Origin of the sequence: Ditibartonella apihabitans (assembly GCF_002007485.1) — a bacterium.
Classification (GTDB): domain Bacteria; phylum Pseudomonadota; class Alphaproteobacteria; order Rhizobiales; family Rhizobiaceae; genus Bartonella; species Bartonella apihabitans.
This window is the reverse complement of sequence record NZ_CP015820.1, coordinates 969,681-988,491: the sequence shown is the minus strand read 5'-3', so window position 1 is coordinate 988,491 and position 18,811 is coordinate 969,681. Positions and strand designations below refer to the sequence as shown.

At 45.6% G+C, this 18,811-nt stretch carries 17 protein-coding genes; 12 read left to right on the top strand and 5 right to left on the bottom strand.

The window, feature by feature from the left end; all coding sequences use genetic code 11:
• Positions 1-393: 393 nt before the first annotated feature.
• The 6 genes from BBC0178_RS04420 to BBC0178_RS04395 all read left to right on the top strand — a co-directional run bounded on the left by BBC0178_RS04420 (position 394) and on the right by BBC0178_RS04395 (position 5,759).
• Complete coding sequence (locus BBC0178_RS04420; RefSeq protein WP_078039352.1) at positions 394-1,158, top strand: SDR family oxidoreductase; 765 nt, start codon at positions 394-396, stop codon at positions 1,156-1,158.
• A 2-nt stretch (positions 1,159-1,160) separates the two neighbouring features.
• On the top strand, positions 1,161-3,173 hold the full coding sequence (gene uvrC, locus BBC0178_RS04415) for an excinuclease ABC subunit UvrC (protein WP_078039351.1): 2,013 nt from the start codon (positions 1,161-1,163) through the stop codon (positions 3,171-3,173).
• 170 nt (positions 3,174-3,343) lie between these two features.
• Positions 3,344-3,928: a CDP-diacylglycerol--glycerol-3-phosphate 3-phosphatidyltransferase gene (gene pgsA, locus BBC0178_RS04410; RefSeq protein WP_188317781.1), complete on the top strand. Its 585-nt coding sequence runs from the start codon at positions 3,344-3,346 to the stop codon at positions 3,926-3,928.
• A 9-nt stretch (positions 3,929-3,937) separates the two neighbouring features.
• Entirely contained in the window at positions 3,938-4,189 is a 252-nt protein-coding gene (moaD, locus tag BBC0178_RS04405) for a molybdopterin converting factor subunit 1 (protein WP_078039350.1), read from the top strand.
• A 3-nt stretch (positions 4,190-4,192) separates the two neighbouring features.
• Positions 4,193-4,666 (top strand): molybdenum cofactor biosynthesis protein MoaE, encoded by a 474-nt coding sequence (locus tag BBC0178_RS04400; protein ID WP_078039349.1) that lies wholly within the window; start codon positions 4,193-4,195, stop codon positions 4,664-4,666.
• 241 nt (positions 4,667-4,907) lie between these two features.
• Complete coding sequence (locus BBC0178_RS04395; RefSeq protein ID WP_078039348.1) at positions 4,908-5,759, top strand: YbaY family lipoprotein; 852 nt, start codon at positions 4,908-4,910, stop codon at positions 5,757-5,759.
• 141 nt (positions 5,760-5,900) lie between these two features.
• Here the strand turns inward: BBC0178_RS04395 and ndk are convergent, their stop codons facing one another.
• A complete protein-coding gene (ndk, locus tag BBC0178_RS04390; RefSeq protein WP_078039347.1) occupies positions 5,901-6,323 on the bottom strand; it encodes a nucleoside-diphosphate kinase in 423 nt (140 codons plus the stop codon).
• Positions 6,324-6,555: 232 nt separating this feature from the next.
• Here ndk and BBC0178_RS04385 point away from each other — a divergent pair, with 232 nt between their 5' ends.
• Together BBC0178_RS04385 and BBC0178_RS04375 are read left to right on the top strand one after the other, a co-directional pair.
• On the top strand, positions 6,556-8,442 hold the full coding sequence (locus BBC0178_RS04385; protein ID WP_078040361.1) for an ABC-F family ATP-binding cassette domain-containing protein: 1,887 nt from the start codon (positions 6,556-6,558) through the stop codon (positions 8,440-8,442).
• A gap of 643 nt (positions 8,443-9,085) precedes the next feature.
• Complete coding sequence (locus tag BBC0178_RS04375) at positions 9,086-10,375, top strand: MFS transporter (RefSeq protein WP_078039345.1); 1,290 nt, start codon at positions 9,086-9,088, stop codon at positions 10,373-10,375.
• A gap of 21 nt (positions 10,376-10,396) precedes the next feature.
• Here the strand turns inward: BBC0178_RS04375 and BBC0178_RS04370 are convergent, their stop codons facing one another.
• Genes BBC0178_RS04370 through BBC0178_RS04355 form a run of 4 tightly spaced genes read right to left on the bottom strand, consistent with a single transcriptional unit; the run spans position 10,397 to position 12,750 of the window.
• Entirely contained in the window at positions 10,397-10,648 is a 252-nt protein-coding gene (locus tag BBC0178_RS04370) for a hypothetical protein (protein WP_078039344.1), read from the bottom strand.
• Positions 10,645-10,812 carry a hypothetical protein gene (locus BBC0178_RS11825; protein ID WP_188317772.1) on the bottom strand — a complete coding sequence of 56 codons (168 nt, stop codon included), beginning with the start codon at positions 10,810-10,812 and terminating at the stop codon, positions 10,645-10,647. The genes BBC0178_RS04370 and BBC0178_RS11825 overlap by 4 nt, the downstream gene beginning before the upstream one ends.
• Complete coding sequence (locus BBC0178_RS04360; protein ID WP_078039342.1) at positions 10,812-11,261, bottom strand: DNA polymerase III subunit chi; 450 nt, start codon at positions 11,259-11,261, stop codon at positions 10,812-10,814. Before BBC0178_RS04360 ends, BBC0178_RS11825 begins: the two co-directional genes overlap by 1 nt.
• A 1-nt stretch (position 11,262) precedes the next feature.
• Positions 11,263-12,750, bottom strand: a complete 1,488-nt coding sequence (locus BBC0178_RS04355) for a leucyl aminopeptidase (RefSeq protein WP_078039341.1) — start codon at positions 12,748-12,750, stop codon at positions 11,263-11,265.
• Between the two features lie 338 nt (positions 12,751-13,088).
• On the opposite strand from BBC0178_RS04355, the gene lptF reads away from it, so the two are divergent.
• The 4 genes from lptF (at position 13,089) to BBC0178_RS04335 (ending at position 18,810) form a co-directional block, all read left to right on the top strand.
• The gene (gene lptF, locus BBC0178_RS04350) at positions 13,089-14,279 is read left to right on the top strand and encodes an LPS export ABC transporter permease LptF (protein WP_078039340.1); all 1,191 of its coding nucleotides are present in this window, start codon (positions 13,089-13,091) and stop codon (positions 14,277-14,279) included.
• On the top strand, positions 14,276-15,367 hold the full coding sequence (gene lptG / locus BBC0178_RS04345; protein WP_078039339.1) for an LPS export ABC transporter permease LptG: 1,092 nt from the start codon (positions 14,276-14,278) through the stop codon (positions 15,365-15,367). The genes lptF and lptG overlap by 4 nt, the downstream gene beginning before the upstream one ends.
• Positions 15,368-17,731, top strand: coding sequence for an LPS-assembly protein LptD (locus BBC0178_RS04340; protein WP_078039338.1), 2,364 nt, complete (start codon positions 15,368-15,370; stop codon positions 17,729-17,731).
• 107 nt (positions 17,732-17,838) lie between these two features.
• Positions 17,839-18,810, top strand: a complete 972-nt coding sequence (locus tag BBC0178_RS04335) for a SurA N-terminal domain-containing protein (protein ID WP_078039337.1) — start codon at positions 17,839-17,841, stop codon at positions 18,808-18,810.
• Position 18,811 lies beyond the last annotated feature (1 nt).

The window sequence follows — 18,811 nt, the reverse complement described above, 5'->3', positions numbered from 1 at the left end:
AAGGTAAAAGTGGAATGAAGTGCGGGAAAGCAGAAAAGAGGATGGCCGCTACCGACCTTCAAGCGCTTGGCTACAAACAACCATACTCTTCAGAAAACAGATGAGCTTTTTTCGAGCCGTTTGCACCGGTTTTCTGGGGCTCATTTTCCAAGCCTTGTAAGTTTTACAATCATCTGTCGATGAAAGCAGCATTCCATTTATAGTAATGTGCTATGAGCGCCTTATGGCTGCATAAACTTCAAAATTCTTTTCTCTCAGCAAATGATTGATTTGTTTTGTGATTTTACAAGCCTTGATTTCAGCAGAAAATATCGCCATTTTGGATTGTAAAGGTTCGAACTTGACGAGAGTTTGAGCGCTACAAAAAATTGTCAACGGAAACTGTTTGATCAAATGGAGAAGAGGCGTCCTGTCGTTCTGATTACAGGCGGTGCCAAACGTTTAGGCGCCGCAATGGCGCTTGATTTGGCTCAACATGGTTTCGATCTCGCAATTCACTATAACGAAGGGAAAAATGAAGCCGACGAGCTCGTGCGCAAACTGGAAGTTTCTGGAGCCAGAGCATTGTCTTTTCAATCCGATCTCCTGAAAACCCATGGCAAAGGCCTTCTGGAAACTGTGACAGAAAAAATGGGACGGCCTGTTGAAATCCTTGTCAACAATGCCTCTCTGTTTCTTGATGACCACATCGGCGCACTTGATATGGATGTCTGGGATAAACATTTTGCAATCCACCTGAAAACCCCCGCCCTTTTGGCTGACCGCATGTTTTTTCTATTGCCGGACAATTTGAAAGGGTTAATCGTCAACATTATCGACCAGCGCGTTTTAAAACTTAATCCCAATTTTCTGTCATATACCCTATCCAAGTCATCGCTCTGGACATTGACAAAAACACTCGCTCAGGCACTTGCACCCCGTATCCGCGTTAACGCCATTGGTCCGGGACCAACACTTAAAAGTCCAAGACAGGACGAAGAAGATTTTTTAAGACAGGCGCGCTCTGTTTTGCTTGAACATGGACCGGAATTGTCCGAATTTGGCGCAACGATACGTTATTTTTGGTGCCAAACGTCAATAACCGGACAAATGATTGCTTTAGATGGCGGCCAACATCTTATGTGGCAAACGCCCGATATTGCAGGACGAATTGAATAATTATGAAATCCTTGAATGAACAAAACACTGAGGCCGCTAAAAATCAGAAAGCGAAATCGGATGAAGATCGTCATTCAGCTTCTCTGACACCTGATATTATCTGGGATAAAGGTGGTTTCAAAAATGATGATCTGAAGCTCACCGGTGCACCGCTCATTCAAGAGTTTGTTAAAAATTTGCCGAATAAACCGGGCGTTTACCGGATGTTCGACAAGGATGGTAACGTGCTTTATGTCGGCAAAGCGCGGAATTTGAAAAAACGCGTGTCCAATTATGCACGTGGGCATGGACACAATAACCGCATCGCGCGCATGATACGAGCCACCCATTATATGGAATTTGTGGTCACCAGCACAGAAACCGAGGCTCTTCTTTTAGAAGCCAATCTTATCAAGCGGTTGCGCCCGCGTTTTAATGTTCTGCTGCGCGATGATAAAAGCTTTCCTTATATTATCATTACGCGCGACACACGCGCTCCTGCTATCTATAAGCATCGGGGTGCACGGTCTCGCAAAGGTGATTATTTTGGCCCCTTTGCTTCTGCCGGTGCAGTCACAAGAACAATCAACGCCATGCAAAGGGCGTTTTTACTCAGAACATGCACCGATTCTGTCATGGAATCACGCACGAGACCCTGCCTGCTCTACCAGATCAAAAGGTGTTCAGCACCTTGTACACATGAAATCAGCGATGCCGATTACATGAAACTTGTCGACGAGGCGGAAGCATTTCTTTCAGGAAAAAGTCAGGCTATTCAAGACAATATGGCAAAAATCATGCGGGAGGCAGCCGATAAACTCGACTTTGAAAGGGCTGCTGTCTATCGCGACCGTTTGTCGGCCTTGTCCCATATTCAGGGTCATCAGGAAATCAACCCGCAAACAGTTGACGAAGCGGACGTTTTTGCGATTGCCCAACAGGGCGGCATGACATGTATTCAGGTGTTCTTCTTCAGAACCGGACAGAATTGGGGAAATCGTTCCTATTTTCCCAAAGCTGACCCTTCGATTTCTGCTCCCGAAGTGCTTGGAGCTTTTCTTGCCCAGTTTTATGATGACAAACCGGTGCCGAAACTTATTCTGCTTTCCGACCATGTCGACGAAGAAGAATTGCTCGCCACGGCCCTTACCGAAAAAGCAGAACGCAAAGTCACAATTTCTGTGCCGCAACGGGGCGAAAGAAAGTCACTGGTTGAACATGCCCTGACCAACGCACGCGAAGCATTGGGACGCAGGCTCGCCGAAACGTCGACGCAGGACAAATTGTTGCAAGGAGTTGCCGAGACATTCGGTCTTGAAAAAGTACCCCGCCGTATCGAGGTCTATGATAACTCGCATATCATGGGAACCAATGCGGTAGGCGGTATGATCGTTGCCGGACGCGACGGTTTTATCAAGAACCAATATAGAAAATTCAATATCCGCTCGACCGATATTACACCGGGTGACGATTTCGGTATGATGAAGGAGGTTATCGACCGGCGGTTCAAAAGGCTCATCAAAGAGCATGGTATACCGATGCCCGAAGCCGATGACAATGCCGGCAATGATGACAGTTTTCCGGCCTGGCCCGATATTATTCTGATTGACGGCGGCGAAGGCCAGATGACAGTTGTGCACGAGATGCTGAGAGAACTCGGCATTGACGATGTTGTGACTGCTATCGGCGTTGCAAAAGGTGTCGATCGCGAGGCAGGACGGGAACGGTTTTTTGTCTCCGGTCGTCCACCTTTCATGTTACCACCGCGTGACCCCGTGCTTTATTTTCTGGAGCGGCTACGTGATGAGGCTCACAGATTTGCCATCGGTACCCATCGCATAAAACGTAAAAAAGAAATGATGAAAAATCCGCTCGACGAAGTGGAAGGCATCGGACCGGCCAGGAAACGCGCTTTGCTTGGCCATTTCGGCACTGCAAAAGCCGTTGCCGGTGCAGCAGTGGAAGATTTGATGAAAGTCGAAGGAATATCAGCAGCAACAGCTCAACAAATTCACGATCATTTTAATGAAAGATAATGCTTGTTTCTGTCAATTCTATCGCTAATTTATATATGTATCTCGATTCAATCGATGGCCTTTTTGTTAAAAAGGTATATTCGATTAATTTTTAAAAAATGCAATCAATTGGCCGCTTTCTATGTTTCGCCCTAAAGCAGTCATAAGACATTAAAAGGATTGATTACGGCATAATGAAAAATCATACTTTATCGTTGCCAAACATCCTTACATATGCACGCATTGTTGCTGTACCGCTTGTCGTCTTGTGCTTTTTCGTAGAAGGCCGTCTGCAATCGACCGATACGGCACGCTGGTGGGCCGTTATTATATTTGTGGTTGCCTCTATTACAGATTTTTTCGACGGTTATCTTGCCCGCGTCTGGAAACAAACCTCGAATATCGGTCGTATGCTTGACCCGATTGCCGATAAACTTCTTGTCTCGGCTTGTCTTCTGTTGCTTGCTGCCGATGGTACAATTGCGGGGTGGGCTCTCTGGGCAGCAATCATCATTCTTTGCCGCGAAATTCTGGTTTCGGGATTGCGTGAATATCTGGCATCTCTCAAAGTAAGTGTGCCGGTTTCAAGGCTCGCAAAATGGAAAACGACTGTGCAAATGTTTTCCATTGTTTTTCTGCTTGCCGGCCCTGCTGGTGACAAAGTTATTCCTTATGCAACCGAATTCGGACTTGTCATGTTGTGGGTCGCCGCTATTCTTACTCTATGGACGGGTTGGGATTATTTCCGTGCCGGTCTTAAACACGTGATTGATTGAAGGATACGCATGAAATTACAGTATTTTGCCTGGGTTCGCGAACGTATCGGTCGCGGAGAAGAAACTCTTGAATTGCCGGAAAACGTCAAAACGGTAGACGATCTTCTCTCCTATCTCAAAACTCTCGGGGAAAATTATGCCTATGCGCTGGAAAAGCCCGAACTTATCCGTGTGGCTATTGACGAAGAACATGTCGATCATGATAGTCTGATTGGAAAGCCGCATGAAATCGCGCTTTTCCCGCCGATGACAGGTGGTTGAGCCATGGCATTCAAAATTGTTGTGCAGTCGGAAGATTTCGATATGGGAAGCGAGGTTGAAAAAATCCGCACCCTTTCGCCTTCCATTGGCGGCATTGTGTCCTTTTGTGGTTTGTGCCGAAGCGAAGGCGGGCGTCTTTCTGCTCTTGAAATAGAGCATTATCCCGGAATGGCCGAAAAACGCATCAAACAGATTGTCGATGACGCCGCGTCTCGATGGTCATTGAACGGGGTTACCGTCATTCACCGTTACGGAACGATCAAGGTAGGCGAACAGATTGTTCTGGTTGTCACCGCCTCCCCTCACCGCAGAGAAGCTTTTGATGCAGCAAATTTCATTATGGATTTTCTGAAGACCGAAGCTCCGTTCTGGAAAAAAGAACATCTTGTTGATGGTACGCCGCAAAACTGGGTTGAAGCAAAAGACGCAGATCTTCATACACAGGAGAAATGGCAAAAAATCCGACCTCAAAAATAGAAGATAAAAATCGATCCAAATAATATTGGATGCAAACTCTTGTTCGTCACGTTATACGGAATTTTGGAAACTATCGCCTGTTAAATATAATTGTGGTGGAAGAATCACCGTTGTGCCTTATTTTTTCCCGAAAAAAAGGGTTAAATTCTATCGGTCACTGAACGAAGCTCATCAATAGCTCTCCATAAAAAGCATCGTTGGCAGTCAATGGATCGTTCATCAACAAAGGTTATATCACTTTATGAAACGGAATATCTTTGCGGCTCTTACATTTGGTGCAACTGCATTGGCCGGAGTTTCACTCCTTACAATCCCCTCTTTCATTATGAATACAATTGTTCCAGCCTATAGCTCTTCTCTGTCCCCTTCTATTCATGGCGATGTTACTTATCTGCAGCGCATTACCCTGCCCCGGCATGCTTATCTTGTTGTTCAGCTTGTCGATGTGACCAATGAGGGCGGACCTTTCCCTGTTGTGGCAGAAATTTCCCAACAACCCGATGGTTCTGTTCCTATTGAATTCGATTTGCCATTGAACGAGGCCAATATCGTTCCACAGCATAAATATGCACTTCAAGCCCGCATTGCGGTCGGAGATATTTTATGGTTTGTGAGCGACGAAAGAAAACCGATCAATCCGCAAGATAAAGATGCCCGTTATGAACTGGTACTTGGCATGGTCAACCAGTCCACAACCACTCCAAAACCGGTTTCAACAACAATCTCCGGCAGAGAGTGGAAAGTGGAGGATATGTTCAGTGCGGGTATCATCGACAACTCGAATCTGACCGTTTCTGTGAACAACAAAGCGGAAGATAAAACAACTGACAGTTTACCAAAATATCGTGTCAGCGGTAGCGGTGGTTGTAACCGTTATACCAGCTCGGTTTCAATCGATAATGATCGTGGCATCATCGCTTTTGACCCGCCTGCCATGACTTTTATGGCCTGTGCAGAGGCAATTTCGCAGCAGGAAAACCGTTTCATTGAAATGCTTGCCAAAGCAAAAACATTTATGTTCGACGATCTCGGTCGTCTTATTTTGAAAGACGAGAACGGAAATTATGTAGCCCGCCTCGTGCCGGAAATCTAAAACTTCTGCTCTAACCAACCAGTTGGCCCTGCTTACCTATCGCCTCTTCTAACATAATCCGAAGACTTGTAAACAGAATTAAGAAAGCCCGGCACTCATGCCGGGCTTAATCTGTTTTTATAATTGTTGTTGGTCTAACAATTAGCCGACAATTTCAGTGCCGGAGAACCAGTATGCAATTTCTTCCTTGGCTGTTGTTGGTGAATCCGAGCCGTGAACAGAATTTTCGCCGATCGACAAAGCAAATGTCTTGCGAATTGTCCCCTCAGCAGCATCTTTCGGATTTGTGGCTCCCATGATCTCACGGTTTTTGGCAATGGCATTTTCACCTTCAAGTACCTGAACAACAGTCGGACCTGATGACATAAATTCAGTCAATTCGCCAAAAAACGGGCGGTCTTTATGAACAGCATAGAAGCCTTCTGCTTCACGCAAACTCATCCAGACACGCTTGGATGCGACGACGCGTAGACCCGCTTCCTCAAGCATTTTTGTAATGGCACCCGTCAGATTACGACGTGTTGCATCCGGTTTAATCATAGAAAAAGTACGTTCTATAGCCATTTTGCCACCTTTAAAATAAATTCCAGTTGCGTCTCTATAGACGTATAAGCGGTTTTTGCCAAGTCAAACACTTCTCTCTTGTCAAACCCTTTTCCATTAAAGGAACATTTTGACATCTCTCGTCCATTTTTCACGCATAAATAATCCGGCTTTCAGTGAACGCAATTATTAACTCGGGATCCAAACGATTTTTCTTGCGTTCATAACAAAACCCATGCAAAAGCCTGTGATTATGTTGATTTTGAACGATATTACGGTCCGTGTCGCTGGACGTCTTCTGATTGATCACTCCAGTGCAACACTTCCTACGGGGTCGAAAACCGGATTTGTCGGCCATAACGGGGCTGGCAAGTCAACGCTTTTTCGCGTCATAATGGGGGAACTTGCTCCTGAAACCGGCGATGTGACCATCCCTAAAGATACCCGCATCGGACAAGTTGCCCAGGAAGCTCCCGGCACCGAGGATTCGCTCATTTCAATAGTTCTTGCAGCAGACAAAGAACGGGCTCAATTGTTAAAGGAAGCTGAAACGGCAACCGACCCGATGAGAATTGCTGCAATTCATACACGTCTTAGTGATATCGGTGCGCATTCTGCCGAAGCCCGTGCCGGAAGTATCCTATCAGGATTGGGATTTGATGCAGAAGCGCAACAGCGCCCTGCCTCTTCCTTTTCCGGCGGATGGCGCATGCGCGTTGCACTTGCAGCCGTTCTGTTTTCCGAACCCGATCTTCTCTTGCTTGATGAGCCGACAAACTATCTCGATCTCGAGGGTACATTATGGCTTATTGAATATGTGCGTCGTTACCCTTACTCGGTCATCATCATCAGTCATGACAGGGAACTTCTCAACAGTGCAACGACCTCGATTCTCCATCTAGAAAACAAGAAACTGACACTCTGGCGCGGAAATTATGATCAATTCGAACGCCAACATGAGCAAACAAAAGAACTCCAATTGAAGCAGGCAGCCAAACAGGAAGCCCATCGCAAACATATGGAGGATTTTGTACGGCGTTTCCGTGCCAAAGCAACCAAGGCAAGACAAGCGCAATCTCGGTTGAAAGCATTGGAGAAACTGAAACCTATCAGCGTTTGGCAGGATGAACATGTGCAACCTTTTTCATTTCCCTCGGCGGAAAAAACGGCTGCATCGCCAATTATCGCACTGTCAAAAGTCGATGTCGGATATGAACCGGGAAAACCGGTATTGAAAGGTCTTGACCTCAGAATCGACAATGATGACAGAATAGCCCTGCTAGGTTCGAACGGTAACGGAAAATCCACTCTGGCAAAATTGCTCGCAGGTCGCCTTAAAGCCGAGGCTGGCACAATGACAGTGTCGCCCAATCTGAAAGTGGCATTTTTTGCCCAACATCAAATGGATGATTTGAGGCCGGAAGAAAATCCTATCGAACATGTGCGTCGTCTCATGCCAAATCAACCGGAGGCAAAAATCCGCGCAGCGGTTGCGCGTATGGGGCTGTCGACCGAAAAAATGATGACCAAAGCCAAAGAGCTTTCGGGTGGTGAAAAAGCCCGCTTGCTCATGGGGCTTGCAACTTTTGAAGGGCCGAATCTTCTCATTCTTGATGAACCGACCAACCACCTTGATATTGATAGTCGCGAAGCTCTTGTCATGGCTCTCAACGATTTCGAAGGTGCTGTCATTCTCATTGCACATGATCGCCATCTGATTGAGGCGACAGCCGACCGGCTTTGGCTGGTGCGCAATGGCACAGTCCATCCCTATGAAGGTGATATGGACGATTATCGCAATGAAATATTGGGTCTGCCAAAATCCAGACACGTTGAAAAACAAGAGAAAGCGGCTTTGGCTCCTAAATCGAAGAACGAACAGCGTAAAGCAAATGCTGAAAAGCGTGCCGGATTAGCGCCACTCAAGAAACAGATAACCGATACAGAAGCGCTGATGGAGCGGCTGCAAAAACTTATCGCGCGTCTGGACGCAGAACTTGCAGCACCGGATCTCTATACAAAGTCGCCCGAAAAAGGCGCGGAGCTTGCAAAAGAACGTGCCGATGCGGTAAGCAGGCTTGAAGATGCAGAAAGCCGCTGGCTGAACATGAGTGCCGATTACGAGGCCGCCATTCAATAACAAAGGTCTGGTAATTATTGAATGGAATTATAACCACATAAAATTTTTTGGACATGTCTTACAAAATTAATTGTTGAACGGCGGCTCCTTTCTTTTCTCGCTTAGTGCTGCTCACGACTCTAACAGTTTATGTTGTGCTAATTGGACATAATAGATTTATAGTTATCAAATGTCAGAGCCAAGAAACCGAAGATAATCGTTCATATTCATCAGCTTGTCGGTCATGCAACGACTAATCCATCTTTCTGACGCCAAAACCGACTTGATCAAAGTCCGTCACAATTACATTTTTCTAATAGAAATTGAGGCAGTGCCCCCGTGCTGCTTCTACAATGCCATTAAAATCTCGTCGTTGTGATTTTCAGGCTCAATAAATCAATTTGTTTTTTCCTCCCGAAATGTGAACCGGAAGCTTCCGCTATTTTTTACTTGGCAGGAGAACTGCGCTGCCTGCATGAAAGCCAGTCAATCAAAAAAACAGCCATTCGGCTTTTTAATTATTTCCATATGAGGAGCGGAAAAGTTCAGTTGCTCACAACAATTTTTATCCGAACCGGACTCGACAGTTCAACGAAATTTTTATAACTATTGCAGACTGTTTTTATAATTTCATTACGTTTATTTGGGTGGAGACTTTCTAATCATGTCAACAGCTACCATCGAAGAAAATGCACAACCTCATAATTCGGTTGCGCAGATTTTGCTTGCCAGTATGATCGGTACGACGATCGAGTTTTTCGATTTTTATGTCTTTGCAACGGCAGCAGCGCTTCTGTTTCCCGTGTTATTTTTTCCGAGGGGTGATCCGACTGTTGCACTTCTAAGCTCTTTCGCCATTTTTTCGGCGGCGTTCTTTGCCCGTCCTTTAGGATCAATTGTCTTTGGTCATTATGGTGACAAATTAGGTCGCAAAGTGACACTCGTGGCTGCATTGCTCACAATGGGTATCTCGACTGTTCTTATCGGTTTGCTACCGACATATGCATCCATCGGCTGGTATGCCCCGTTATTGCTGACGCTCTGCCGTTTCGGTCAGGGACTTGGTTTGGGAGGTGAATGGGGCGGCGCTGTCTTGCTGGCAACAGAAAATGCACCGAAGGAAAAACGCGGCTGGTATGCGATGTTCCCGCAACTTGGTGCGCCAATCGGACTTATCCTTTCTGCTGGTACATTCTGGTTCATGTGGAATTTTTTAAGCGAAAGCCAACGTTTTGAATGGGGATGGCGGATACCTTTTATCGCTTCGATTATCCTGATTATAATCGGCCTTTGGGTACGGCTTTCCATCAGCGAAACGCCTGAATTCAAAAAAGCGATAGAGCGTGCCGAACGCGTCAAAGTGCCATTGATCGACGTCTTTGTTAAATATCCGCGAGCGCTTTTCCTCGGTAGTTTCGCCGGTATGACCACCTTTGTCTTGTTCTACCTGTGCAGCGCATATTTGTTATCCTATTCAACCCACCACCTTAACCTCACTTTCGGCCAAGCGCTTGAAATACAGATGGTCGGTGCCGTATTCTTCGGTCTACTCATTCCTTTTTCAGGAAAGATATCCGACCGTATCGGACGCCGTACTCTGATGATCTGGGTTACAATTTTTATCGGGCTTTTTTCTTTTTCCATGCCCTATCTTTTGGATGGAGGTGTGTTCGGCAGCTTCATACTTTCAGCCGTTGGCCTCGGCCTGATGGGGCTTACCTATGGTCCGATCGGCGCAGCCCTTGCATCACCTTTTCCGACATCAATCAGATATACCGGTGCATCAATGACATTCAACCTTGCGGGAATTTTTGGCGCATCATTCGCGCCTTATATTGCCGAGACACTCGTCCAGAATTTCGGCACCGCTTATATCGGTTATTATCTGTTATTGTGTTCCTTCATCTCTCTGACATGCTTTGTCGGCTTTACAGACAAAGAAATTTCACACTGATAAATTGAAAATATCAAACTATCAAAACACTAAAAATAGCAGTGGTAGAAGAAATGTTACCACTGCTATTTTTTTCGACATAGATTTCGGTATGATTAAATTGAGTACCAAGGCTGATAAAATCGTTGCCGTAATGAATATGACATTTGCCGCAATATCGATACGTTCAATATGAAAAGTGCTGGACAGAAGATGTGTCGAGCCAATCCATGACGTTATGACAAAGCCGAAAAAAACAGCCCAAACGAGAAGTGCCAAGCGCGTAAAATTCATCGGCTGCTATTTCGTCTGGCAGATCGCAAAATCGTCCAAACGCCCAATGCGATAATAATGACAAAAACCCAACGTCCTCCGCCCGAACCATCCTCTAAAAATTTTTCCGGATAGATAAGGCCGGCAAGACCGATAAAAATTAGAATAACGGGAGTTATACGCATCAGGCTTTTTTCTCCCATCGGCGGTCTTCGGTTTGCTGCCAGTAAGTCAATTTATGATTTTTAGCCTTATAACTTTTCCATTGTTGGCGCGTTTGAGCCAATAGATCCTCGTCATGACCGTCAAACATGACAACAAGTCTCTCGTAATTGTCGGGTTCAGTACAATTTGATCCTTCAAGCATGAAACGAACTTGTGAACCATTCGGATTTTCTTCCCCCACGGTCAAATAAATCGGTTGAAGATTCGGGTATTTATCCCTTTCAGTACCGTGGCCAATAAAGGAATCATCCGAATAGACCCAAAGGTAGGAATCCATTGCATCGCGCCGTTCGTCACTCATAAACTGGATAGTCACTTTCCAGTCGCGAGCCAGTGATCGCTCGAGAAGTCCCGGTAAGGCGTCTTCGAGCGTAGACTGTGTCAGGTGGTAGAATAGTATTTCTGCCACTTCAACCCTCGTAGCTATCCTGGATAAGACGATCAAGCAAACGAACACCAAAACCCGAGGCCCAGGACTGATTATATTCGTTTAAGGGGGACTCTATTGCTGTACCGGCAATATCAAGATGCGCCCAGGCTGTATCGCCGACAAAACGCTTTAAAAATTGGGCGGCAGTAATGGAACCGGCGTGACGCCCACAGCTATTTCTCATATCCGCCACTTTCGAATCGACCAATTTGTCATAAGTTTCATTCAATGGCATCCGCCAGAGTTTTTCGCCGGTTTCAAGCCCTGCCTTGATGAGGTTATGAGCCAAATCGTCCTGATTGCTGAATAGTCCGGCATGATCACTACCAAGTGCAACCATAATTGCACCGGTTAGCGTTGCAAGGTCGACCATAATCTTCGGATTGAAACGTTCTTTAGTGTACCACAACGCATCCGACAGAACCAAGCGACCCTCTGCATCGGTATTAATAACCTCGATTGTCTGACCTGACATCGACGTAACAATATCGCCCGGACGTTGGGCATTGGCATCAGGCATATTTTCTACAAGTCCGATAACACCGACAATATTGGCTTTGGCTTTTCGGGAAGCTGCAGCCTTTAGGAGACCGGTAACGGCGGCGGCTCCCCCCATATCGCCTTTCATTCCTTCCATTCCGCCACTGGATTTCAAAGAAATTCCGCCTGAATCGAAAACTACCCCTTTGCCGACGAAAGCCAATGGACGATCTTTTGTTTTTCCGCCCTGCCACTGCATAACCGCCAGATAAGGTGGACGTTTCGAACCACGAGAGACGCCAAGAAGAGCGCCCATGCCCAGTTTTTTCATATCTTTTTCGTCAAGAATTTCGACATTGACGCCAAGTTTTTCAAGTTTTTCAACTTCTTTTACAAATTCTTTGGTTCCAAGAATATTGGCCGGCTGGTTGATCAGATCACGCGCGAAAAGTACCGCGTCTGCAAGTGAATTTGCCCGTTCCAGAAGTATTTTTCCCGCTTTTTCATCTTCCAGTTGAAGAGTTATCTTGCAGGATTTCGCCTTCTTTTCTTTATTTTTCAAAACAGTTTTATAGTCGTCGAACGCATAGCCACGCAGCCGAATTCCGAGAATAAAATCGAGAATGCTTTGTTCTTTCAATTTTTCTCCCGCTACAGTCAAATATATATCTGCTTCTTCGCTATCTTTCAGAGCGGCAAATGTCGCGCCCCCGAGCTTTACCCAGTCATCTCCCTGAAGCCGAGCTACGTTTCCTACCCCGATCAGCACCAACCGATCAAAACCCTTTTTCCCATCGCATACTTCGTCGACGAGCTCCAACTTGTCGCCCTTGAAATGACGCACTTTCATAATTCTGTCGACAAGTGCTTTTCCAACCATTTTTTCTACTTCAAAAGCACTTTTACCGTCTTCGTTAACAAGAACGACAACAACGTTTTTTTTCGGTGCAGAAATTGTACTGCTTTCAATGACGATATTTTTTTGCATTCATAACTCCTGCCATCTGGTTACTGCAAAATATGGATTTGAAAAAATCCATAATGATCAAGTTTTCTTTTATACCTTTTAACGGCAAAGTGTGACTAGTTGGCACTGAATGTATTTTTTTATCCCGTTTACCGCAAGATAGCCCTTGCTATCTTGCAACTTATCCGTCACTTGTGGCAAAAGAAATCATTAAGAAACGGTTAACTATTTTTTTTGCCTCTTGTTAGACTCGTCATGCTATCAAGGGAAAAAAGAAATAGAGCGGTTCAAACATGGAACTCGGTTCCATAGACTCGTGGTTATTATGAACATCAGTGATGAGGATGTATTATCCATCAATGCGCATTATTGAATTATACATCCTACGACGTGTTTTCGTTCTGTTTATGGCAGTTCTCCTTGCTGCTGTAGGAATCAGCTGGACTGTTCAGGTTCTGTCCAGAATCAATTTTTTAACCACCAGTGGTCAGACTCTTTTTACTATTCTGCAATTCTCGTCCCTATTTATCCCCTCGGTCATTCCGCTCGTTATTCCGTTCGCTCTCGTTATCGCCATTGCCCAGACATTATCGACAATGAATCAGGATTCAGAGCTCGTGGTGATAAATGCGTCGGGAGCACCTCGCAGCACTGTCTGGAAACCGATTTTCCTCCTCGCTGTTCTTGCTGCAATATTTTCCTTTGTCATCACAAACTTCATAAGCCCGCAAGCACGTATCACAATGCGGGAAATGATGGCAACAACACATTCGGACCTGATCAATGTGTTCATACAAGAAGGAAATTTTCGTGAGCTGACAGACAATCTCTATATGGAAATCGGGGAACGCCATGACGATGGTACCATCGGGAGGCTTTTTATAGCCGACCAGCGTGATCCGACGACCGACCTCTATTATTACGCCGTCAATGGTTCGGTTATCAGCAATAATACCGGAGATTTTCTTGTTCTCAATAATGGCGAAGTGCAAAGGCGTGACAATAAAGCCGGAACCATGTCGATTATCAAATTCGGCTCCTATACATTCAACCTGAGCGATTTCACAGCAAGTGACGGAACCCCAACGATATTTCCGAAAGATCGTCCGCTGGTTTATCTTTTTCACCCCGATGCCAATGATTCCTATTATCAGAGACGGCCTTTGCAATACACTGCCGAATTGCATCGCCGCTTTACCGACTGGCTTTACCCGATTGTTTTTGCTTTGATTGCCTTGGCAGTTGCCGGTGACGCACGCTCACAACGTCAGGCGCGCATCTCTGCATCATTTTCGGCGATTTCCCTTTCACTTATTGTCTATGCTATCGGTTATTTTTTTGGCGACCGTTCCGATAATGATCTCGCTTACATACCGCTTCTCTACATTTTGCCGATCGGCGTTTGCTGCTTTATTCTATTTCTGTTCCTGACAAATCGTAAAATGACATTGCCCGATCAATTCGGTTACAAAATATGGAATGGCCTAAAACATTTGAAAGATAGAATTTTTCGCCATAAACAATCTGATGTAAATGGGGGCGCATCATGATTGGATGGACATTAGGACGGTATTTCTTCTCGCGATATGTAAAGACAACTGTCTATTTTTTGCTGGGAATTTTTGTTCTTTCTCTTTTGATCGATTTTACGATCAATGCCGGAAGACTTGCAGGTTTACCCGGTTATTCGCCTTTCGGAGCGCTCGCAATATCGTCATTGCGCATTCCGTTCAACATGCAACAATTATTTCCGTTTGTAGCGTTGTTTTCCGCAATGGCAACGCTGATCTCTCTCAATAGAAAAATGGAACTCGTTGTAACCCGTTCTATAGGCGTATCGGCATGGCAATTTCTTACGCCTTTATGTTTTGGTGCTTTTTTATTCGGTCTTTTCGGCGTTGTAGTGGTCAACCCTGTTGCAGCATGGGGAACAGCACAATCGGAAAAAATTCTTTCCCAGTGGAAAGGCAAGAATGTAGAAACGCCTGTGGATAAAGAACGTGTGCCATGGTTAACGCAACGTACCGACTTCGGGCTTACAACCATAGGTACAAAATCTGTTGCGGATGGCGGGCTGACGCTGATTGATGCGACTTTCGTCGAATATAACGATGATCAAACGATCAAAGATTGGTTGAATACATCACGTGCCCACCTTGTTCAGGGGTATTGGGTGCTTGAAAATGGCGGCCGTTATAGAGCTGGTCATGAGCCTGAATTGTTTACAGAATTAAAGATTCCGAGCAATTTGCGGCCGGAATTTGTCGAAGAAAAATTGGCGGATCCGGCAACGATTCCGTATTATGATTTGCCCCGCAAAATAGAGGTCGCCCGTTCATTCGGATATTCGGCCAATTCTTTCGATATGCAACTACAATCATTGGTTGCACTTCCTGCGCTTCTTATAGCGATGACATTGATCGCGGCAACTGTTACATTGAAATTTGTAAGATTCGGACAATCTCGCACAATGATTTTGGGTGGAATCATTGCCGGGTTCGTGCTTTATGTGGTTACGGTTCTTGTGCAGGCATTCGGTAAGGCGGCTTATGTGCCTCCGGTAATTGCTGCTTGGGTGCCGGTTGTTATTGCGTTATTTTTTGGTATATCCTTTTTGTTGCATAAAGAGGATGGCTAGGTGAGACAATTGACAAGTGGAATGAAAATTTCGAACAGCCTAAGGGCTCTGGCACTCGGCACCGCGTTAGGGTGTTCTCTGGGAGTGGGCGCAATTTATGTTGCCTCTGCACAAGATTTTAGTGCCATGACAGCCACTCATAAAACTGATCCGGATGCACGCATGTTACTTTCGGCGGACGAGCTCGTTTACGATCGTGACGCCAATACAGTCACTGCCCAGGGAAATGTGCAGATTGAATATGACGGAAACCGAATCGTTGCACGCAAGGTCGTTTACAACCAGAAGACAAATCGTGTCCTAGCCGAAGGCGATGTGGAAATTGTCCAACCGGATGGCAGCAAATATTATTCGCAACAAATTGATATGACCGAAGATCTGGGGGAAGGTTTTGTCAATTCGCTGCGAGCTGAAACGCCTGACAATACCCGATTTGCAGCAGTGAGCGCAGAACGTAGTGGCGGCCAAATGACGGTATTCAACCGCGGTGCCTATACGGCCTGCGAGCCCTGTTATTATAAGCCGGATAAGGATGTGCTCTGGCAGATTAAAGCGAAAAAGATCATATGGAATGGTGCCACAAAAACCATGCGTTTTGAAGACAGCCATTTCGAGTTTTTCGGCATGCCCGTTGCCTGGTTCCCGGTTTTCGAGATGCCGGATCCGACGGTAAAGCGTAAAACGGGTCTTTTGACACCTAATTTCGTCTATACAAATGATCTCGGTTTCGGAGTTCGCAATTCTTATTTCTGGAATTTGGCTCCAAATTATGATTTTACGCTGTCGGCAACCGGATATACAAATCAGGGTCTGTTAACCGAAGGCGAATGGCGCCACCGTCTGGAGACAGGTACATATAATATTCGTTTTGCCCATATCTATCAGGTTAATCCGGATGATTTCGACCATGATACGATTGATAGCAATAACGATAATCGTTATATGGTGGCAACAAAAGGTGATTTCCGGATCAATTCAAGCTGGACATATGGGTGGGATATTCTTGCACAGTCTGACAGGAATTTTAGTCGCACCTATGATCTTGAAGGTTACAAGAACGATGTGTTCCGTTCGCAAATCTATTTGAACGGACTTGCCGGCCGAAACTATTTCGATATGCGCTTTTATCATTTTGAAGTGCAAGATTCGATGCTCAAAGATAATCCGAGCGAACGTTACACTCGCCAGCCATGGGTTCTTCCGCGTATAGATTATTCTTTCACTCCGGACGAATCGGTCTATGGCGGTGAATTTACTTTCCATACAAATTTACAATCCATCTATCGTGATAAGGCGGATTTTGCTTTTGCTGACTGGCAAGGTCGTCCTCTTAACACCGCACGACTGGCAGGTATGTCCGGCACAGACTTCCGATTGACAACAGATGTTGAATGGAAAAGAAGTCTGATCAGTCAAGGTGGTCTGGTCTTCACGCCAATTCTGGCATTGCGCGGCGATGGTATAGGTACCGATGCCCATGGTAACTATGGTGGTTACATGCCTGACGGCAGCTTTAGCAAGATGGATATAGAATCAGGCGCATTCCGCGGCATTGCAACGGCCGGCTTGGACTTGCGGTATCCCCTGCTTTTTACTGCCGGTAGTTCCACCCATGTCATCGAGCCTATCGCTCAAATTTTCATTAGAAATAATGAACAATATACCGGTCGCCTTCCCAATGAAGATGCTCAAAGCTTTGTTTTTGATGCCACGACATTGTTTGAACGTGACAAGTTTTCCGGTTATGACCGTGCAGAAGGCGGAACACGCTCGAATGTCGGCCTGAGATATTCGGGTAACTTCAATAATGGTTGGTCACTTTATGGTTTGGCCGGCCAATCCTTCCAGCTTTTCGGCAAAAATTCTTATAATGCAAAAGACTTTGTTAGTGTCGGTGCTGATTCCGGACTTGAAACTGCCCGTTCCGACTATGTTGCGATGATCGGTGCAAGCAATGAAAATGGTTTTGCCATTGCTTCGCGCGGCCGTTTTGATGATGAGACCGGTTCAATCCGTCGTGGTGAGGTCGAAGCTTCACAAAACTGGAAGCGGGTATCGCTTTCATCGCAATATGCGTATATCCAAAGCCAGCCGGATTATGGTTATGCACAGGATCGTCAAGAAGTTAGTCTTTACGGCAATTATAAATTTACTGACCATTGGTCGGTTCATGCCAATTCAAGTTACGACCTAGTTTCCGATACATTTGTGAGATTGGGCACAGGTTTGAATTATCTTGATGAATGTTTTGGCTTCAATCTCGGCTATTCCCAGACACGTAACCCTTGGGAAAACGAGCCTAAGCACACATTCGGCTTTCTATTGTCCTTCCGCACTGTGGCAGATATTGGCAAAGCCATGTAACAATATTGCAAGTTACAGGCAGTTTTTTTGGTAAAATACTGTTTTTGTGATATTCAAATTTGTAAACTGTTTGGAAAATAATCGGCAAAAAGTGGAAGCTGGAAACAATGAAAAAGATGAAAACACGCTCCTTGGCATTAATCATTGCGTCGATGCTTGGCGCAACTTTCTTGTCGGCTGACGCTTTTTGCGCTCCAAAAGCCTCCCAAACAGAAAGTTCCGGATTAACTGCAGTTGCTGTTATCGTCAACGGTAATGCTATAACCAATTACGACATACAAAGACGAGCGGCATTTCTTAGACTGCAGAGAAAAACCGGCAATCTTGCAGCTCAGGCTAAAGACGAGCTCATTGAAGACATGCTCAAACGGGTCGAGATGAAAAAGCGTAATATGGACGTCAGCGATGATGAAGTCGACAAAGCTTTTGCCGGTTTCGCTGAACGAAACCATATGACTGTGGCTCAATTGACAGACATGTTAAGCAAAGCCGGCGTCACTGCCGAACATTTCAAAAATTATATTCGTGTCCAAATGGGATGGGGACGCCTTGTCAGTGCCCGCTTTCGCGCAGAAGGCGGTATGGTTAGCGAGCAAGAAGCAGTACAGCGTATGCTGAAAAACGGCGGGGTAAAACCCACTGCCAATGAATACGAGTTGCAACAGGTGATCTTTGTTGTTCCCAATAACCGGCGTAGTGCTATATTGGGAAAACGCAAGCAAGATGCCGAAATGTTCCGTTCGAAATTTTCCGGATGCTCAAATCTCAAGCAGCAAGCGACCGGTATGATTGATGTCACAATCCGCAATCTTGGTCGTGTCCTTGAACCACAATTACCTGAAGAGTGGGAAAAAGCGGTCAAAGCAACACCTGCCGGTCGTATGACACCCCCGCAAGAAACACCAAGAGGTGTTGAGGCTCTAGCCGTCTGCAATATTAAAAAAGTTTCCGATGATAAGGTGGCCCAACTGGTCTTCACCGTTCAGGACAATGAAAAATCCGGAGACAAAAAAGCTGAAGATCTCAGTGCAAAATACCTCAAGGAACTGCGGGAAAAAGCCCGCATCGAGAACCCCTGAT

Bases quoted from the DNA above. Each gene is read 5' to 3' on its own strand.
- BBC0178_RS04420 (WP_078039352.1), top strand. From the start codon at position 394: ATGGAGAAGAGGCGTCCTGTCGTTCTGATTACAGGCGGTGCCAAACGT.
- uvrC (WP_078039351.1), top strand. From the start codon at position 1,161: ATGAAATCCTTGAATGAACAAAACACTGAGGCCGCTAAAAATCAGAAA.
- moaD (WP_078039350.1), top strand. From the start codon at position 3,938: ATGAAATTACAGTATTTTGCCTGGGTTCGCGAACGTATCGGTCGCGGA.
- BBC0178_RS04400 (WP_078039349.1), top strand. From the start codon at position 4,193: ATGGCATTCAAAATTGTTGTGCAGTCGGAAGATTTCGATATGGGAAGC.
- BBC0178_RS04395 (WP_078039348.1), top strand. From the start codon at position 4,908: ATGAAACGGAATATCTTTGCGGCTCTTACATTTGGTGCAACTGCATTG.
- ndk (WP_078039347.1), bottom strand. From the start codon at position 6,323: ATGGCTATAGAACGTACTTTTTCTATGATTAAACCGGATGCAACACGT.
- BBC0178_RS04385 (WP_078040361.1), top strand. From the start codon at position 6,556: ATGTTGATTTTGAACGATATTACGGTCCGTGTCGCTGGACGTCTTCTG.
- BBC0178_RS04375 (WP_078039345.1), top strand. From the start codon at position 9,086: ATGTCAACAGCTACCATCGAAGAAAATGCACAACCTCATAATTCGGTT.
- BBC0178_RS04370 (WP_078039344.1), bottom strand. From the start codon at position 10,648: ATGAATTTTACGCGCTTGGCACTTCTCGTTTGGGCTGTTTTTTTCGGC.
- BBC0178_RS11825 (WP_188317772.1), bottom strand. From the start codon at position 10,812: ATGCGTATAACTCCCGTTATTCTAATTTTTATCGGTCTTGCCGGCCTT.
- BBC0178_RS04355 (WP_078039341.1), bottom strand. From the start codon at position 12,750: ATGCAAAAAAATATCGTCATTGAAAGCAGTACAATTTCTGCACCGAAA.
- lptF (WP_078039340.1), top strand. From the start codon at position 13,089: ATGCGCATTATTGAATTATACATCCTACGACGTGTTTTCGTTCTGTTT.
- lptG (WP_078039339.1), top strand. From the start codon at position 14,276: ATGATTGGATGGACATTAGGACGGTATTTCTTCTCGCGATATGTAAAG.
- BBC0178_RS04335 (WP_078039337.1), top strand. From the start codon at position 17,839: ATGAAAAAGATGAAAACACGCTCCTTGGCATTAATCATTGCGTCGATG.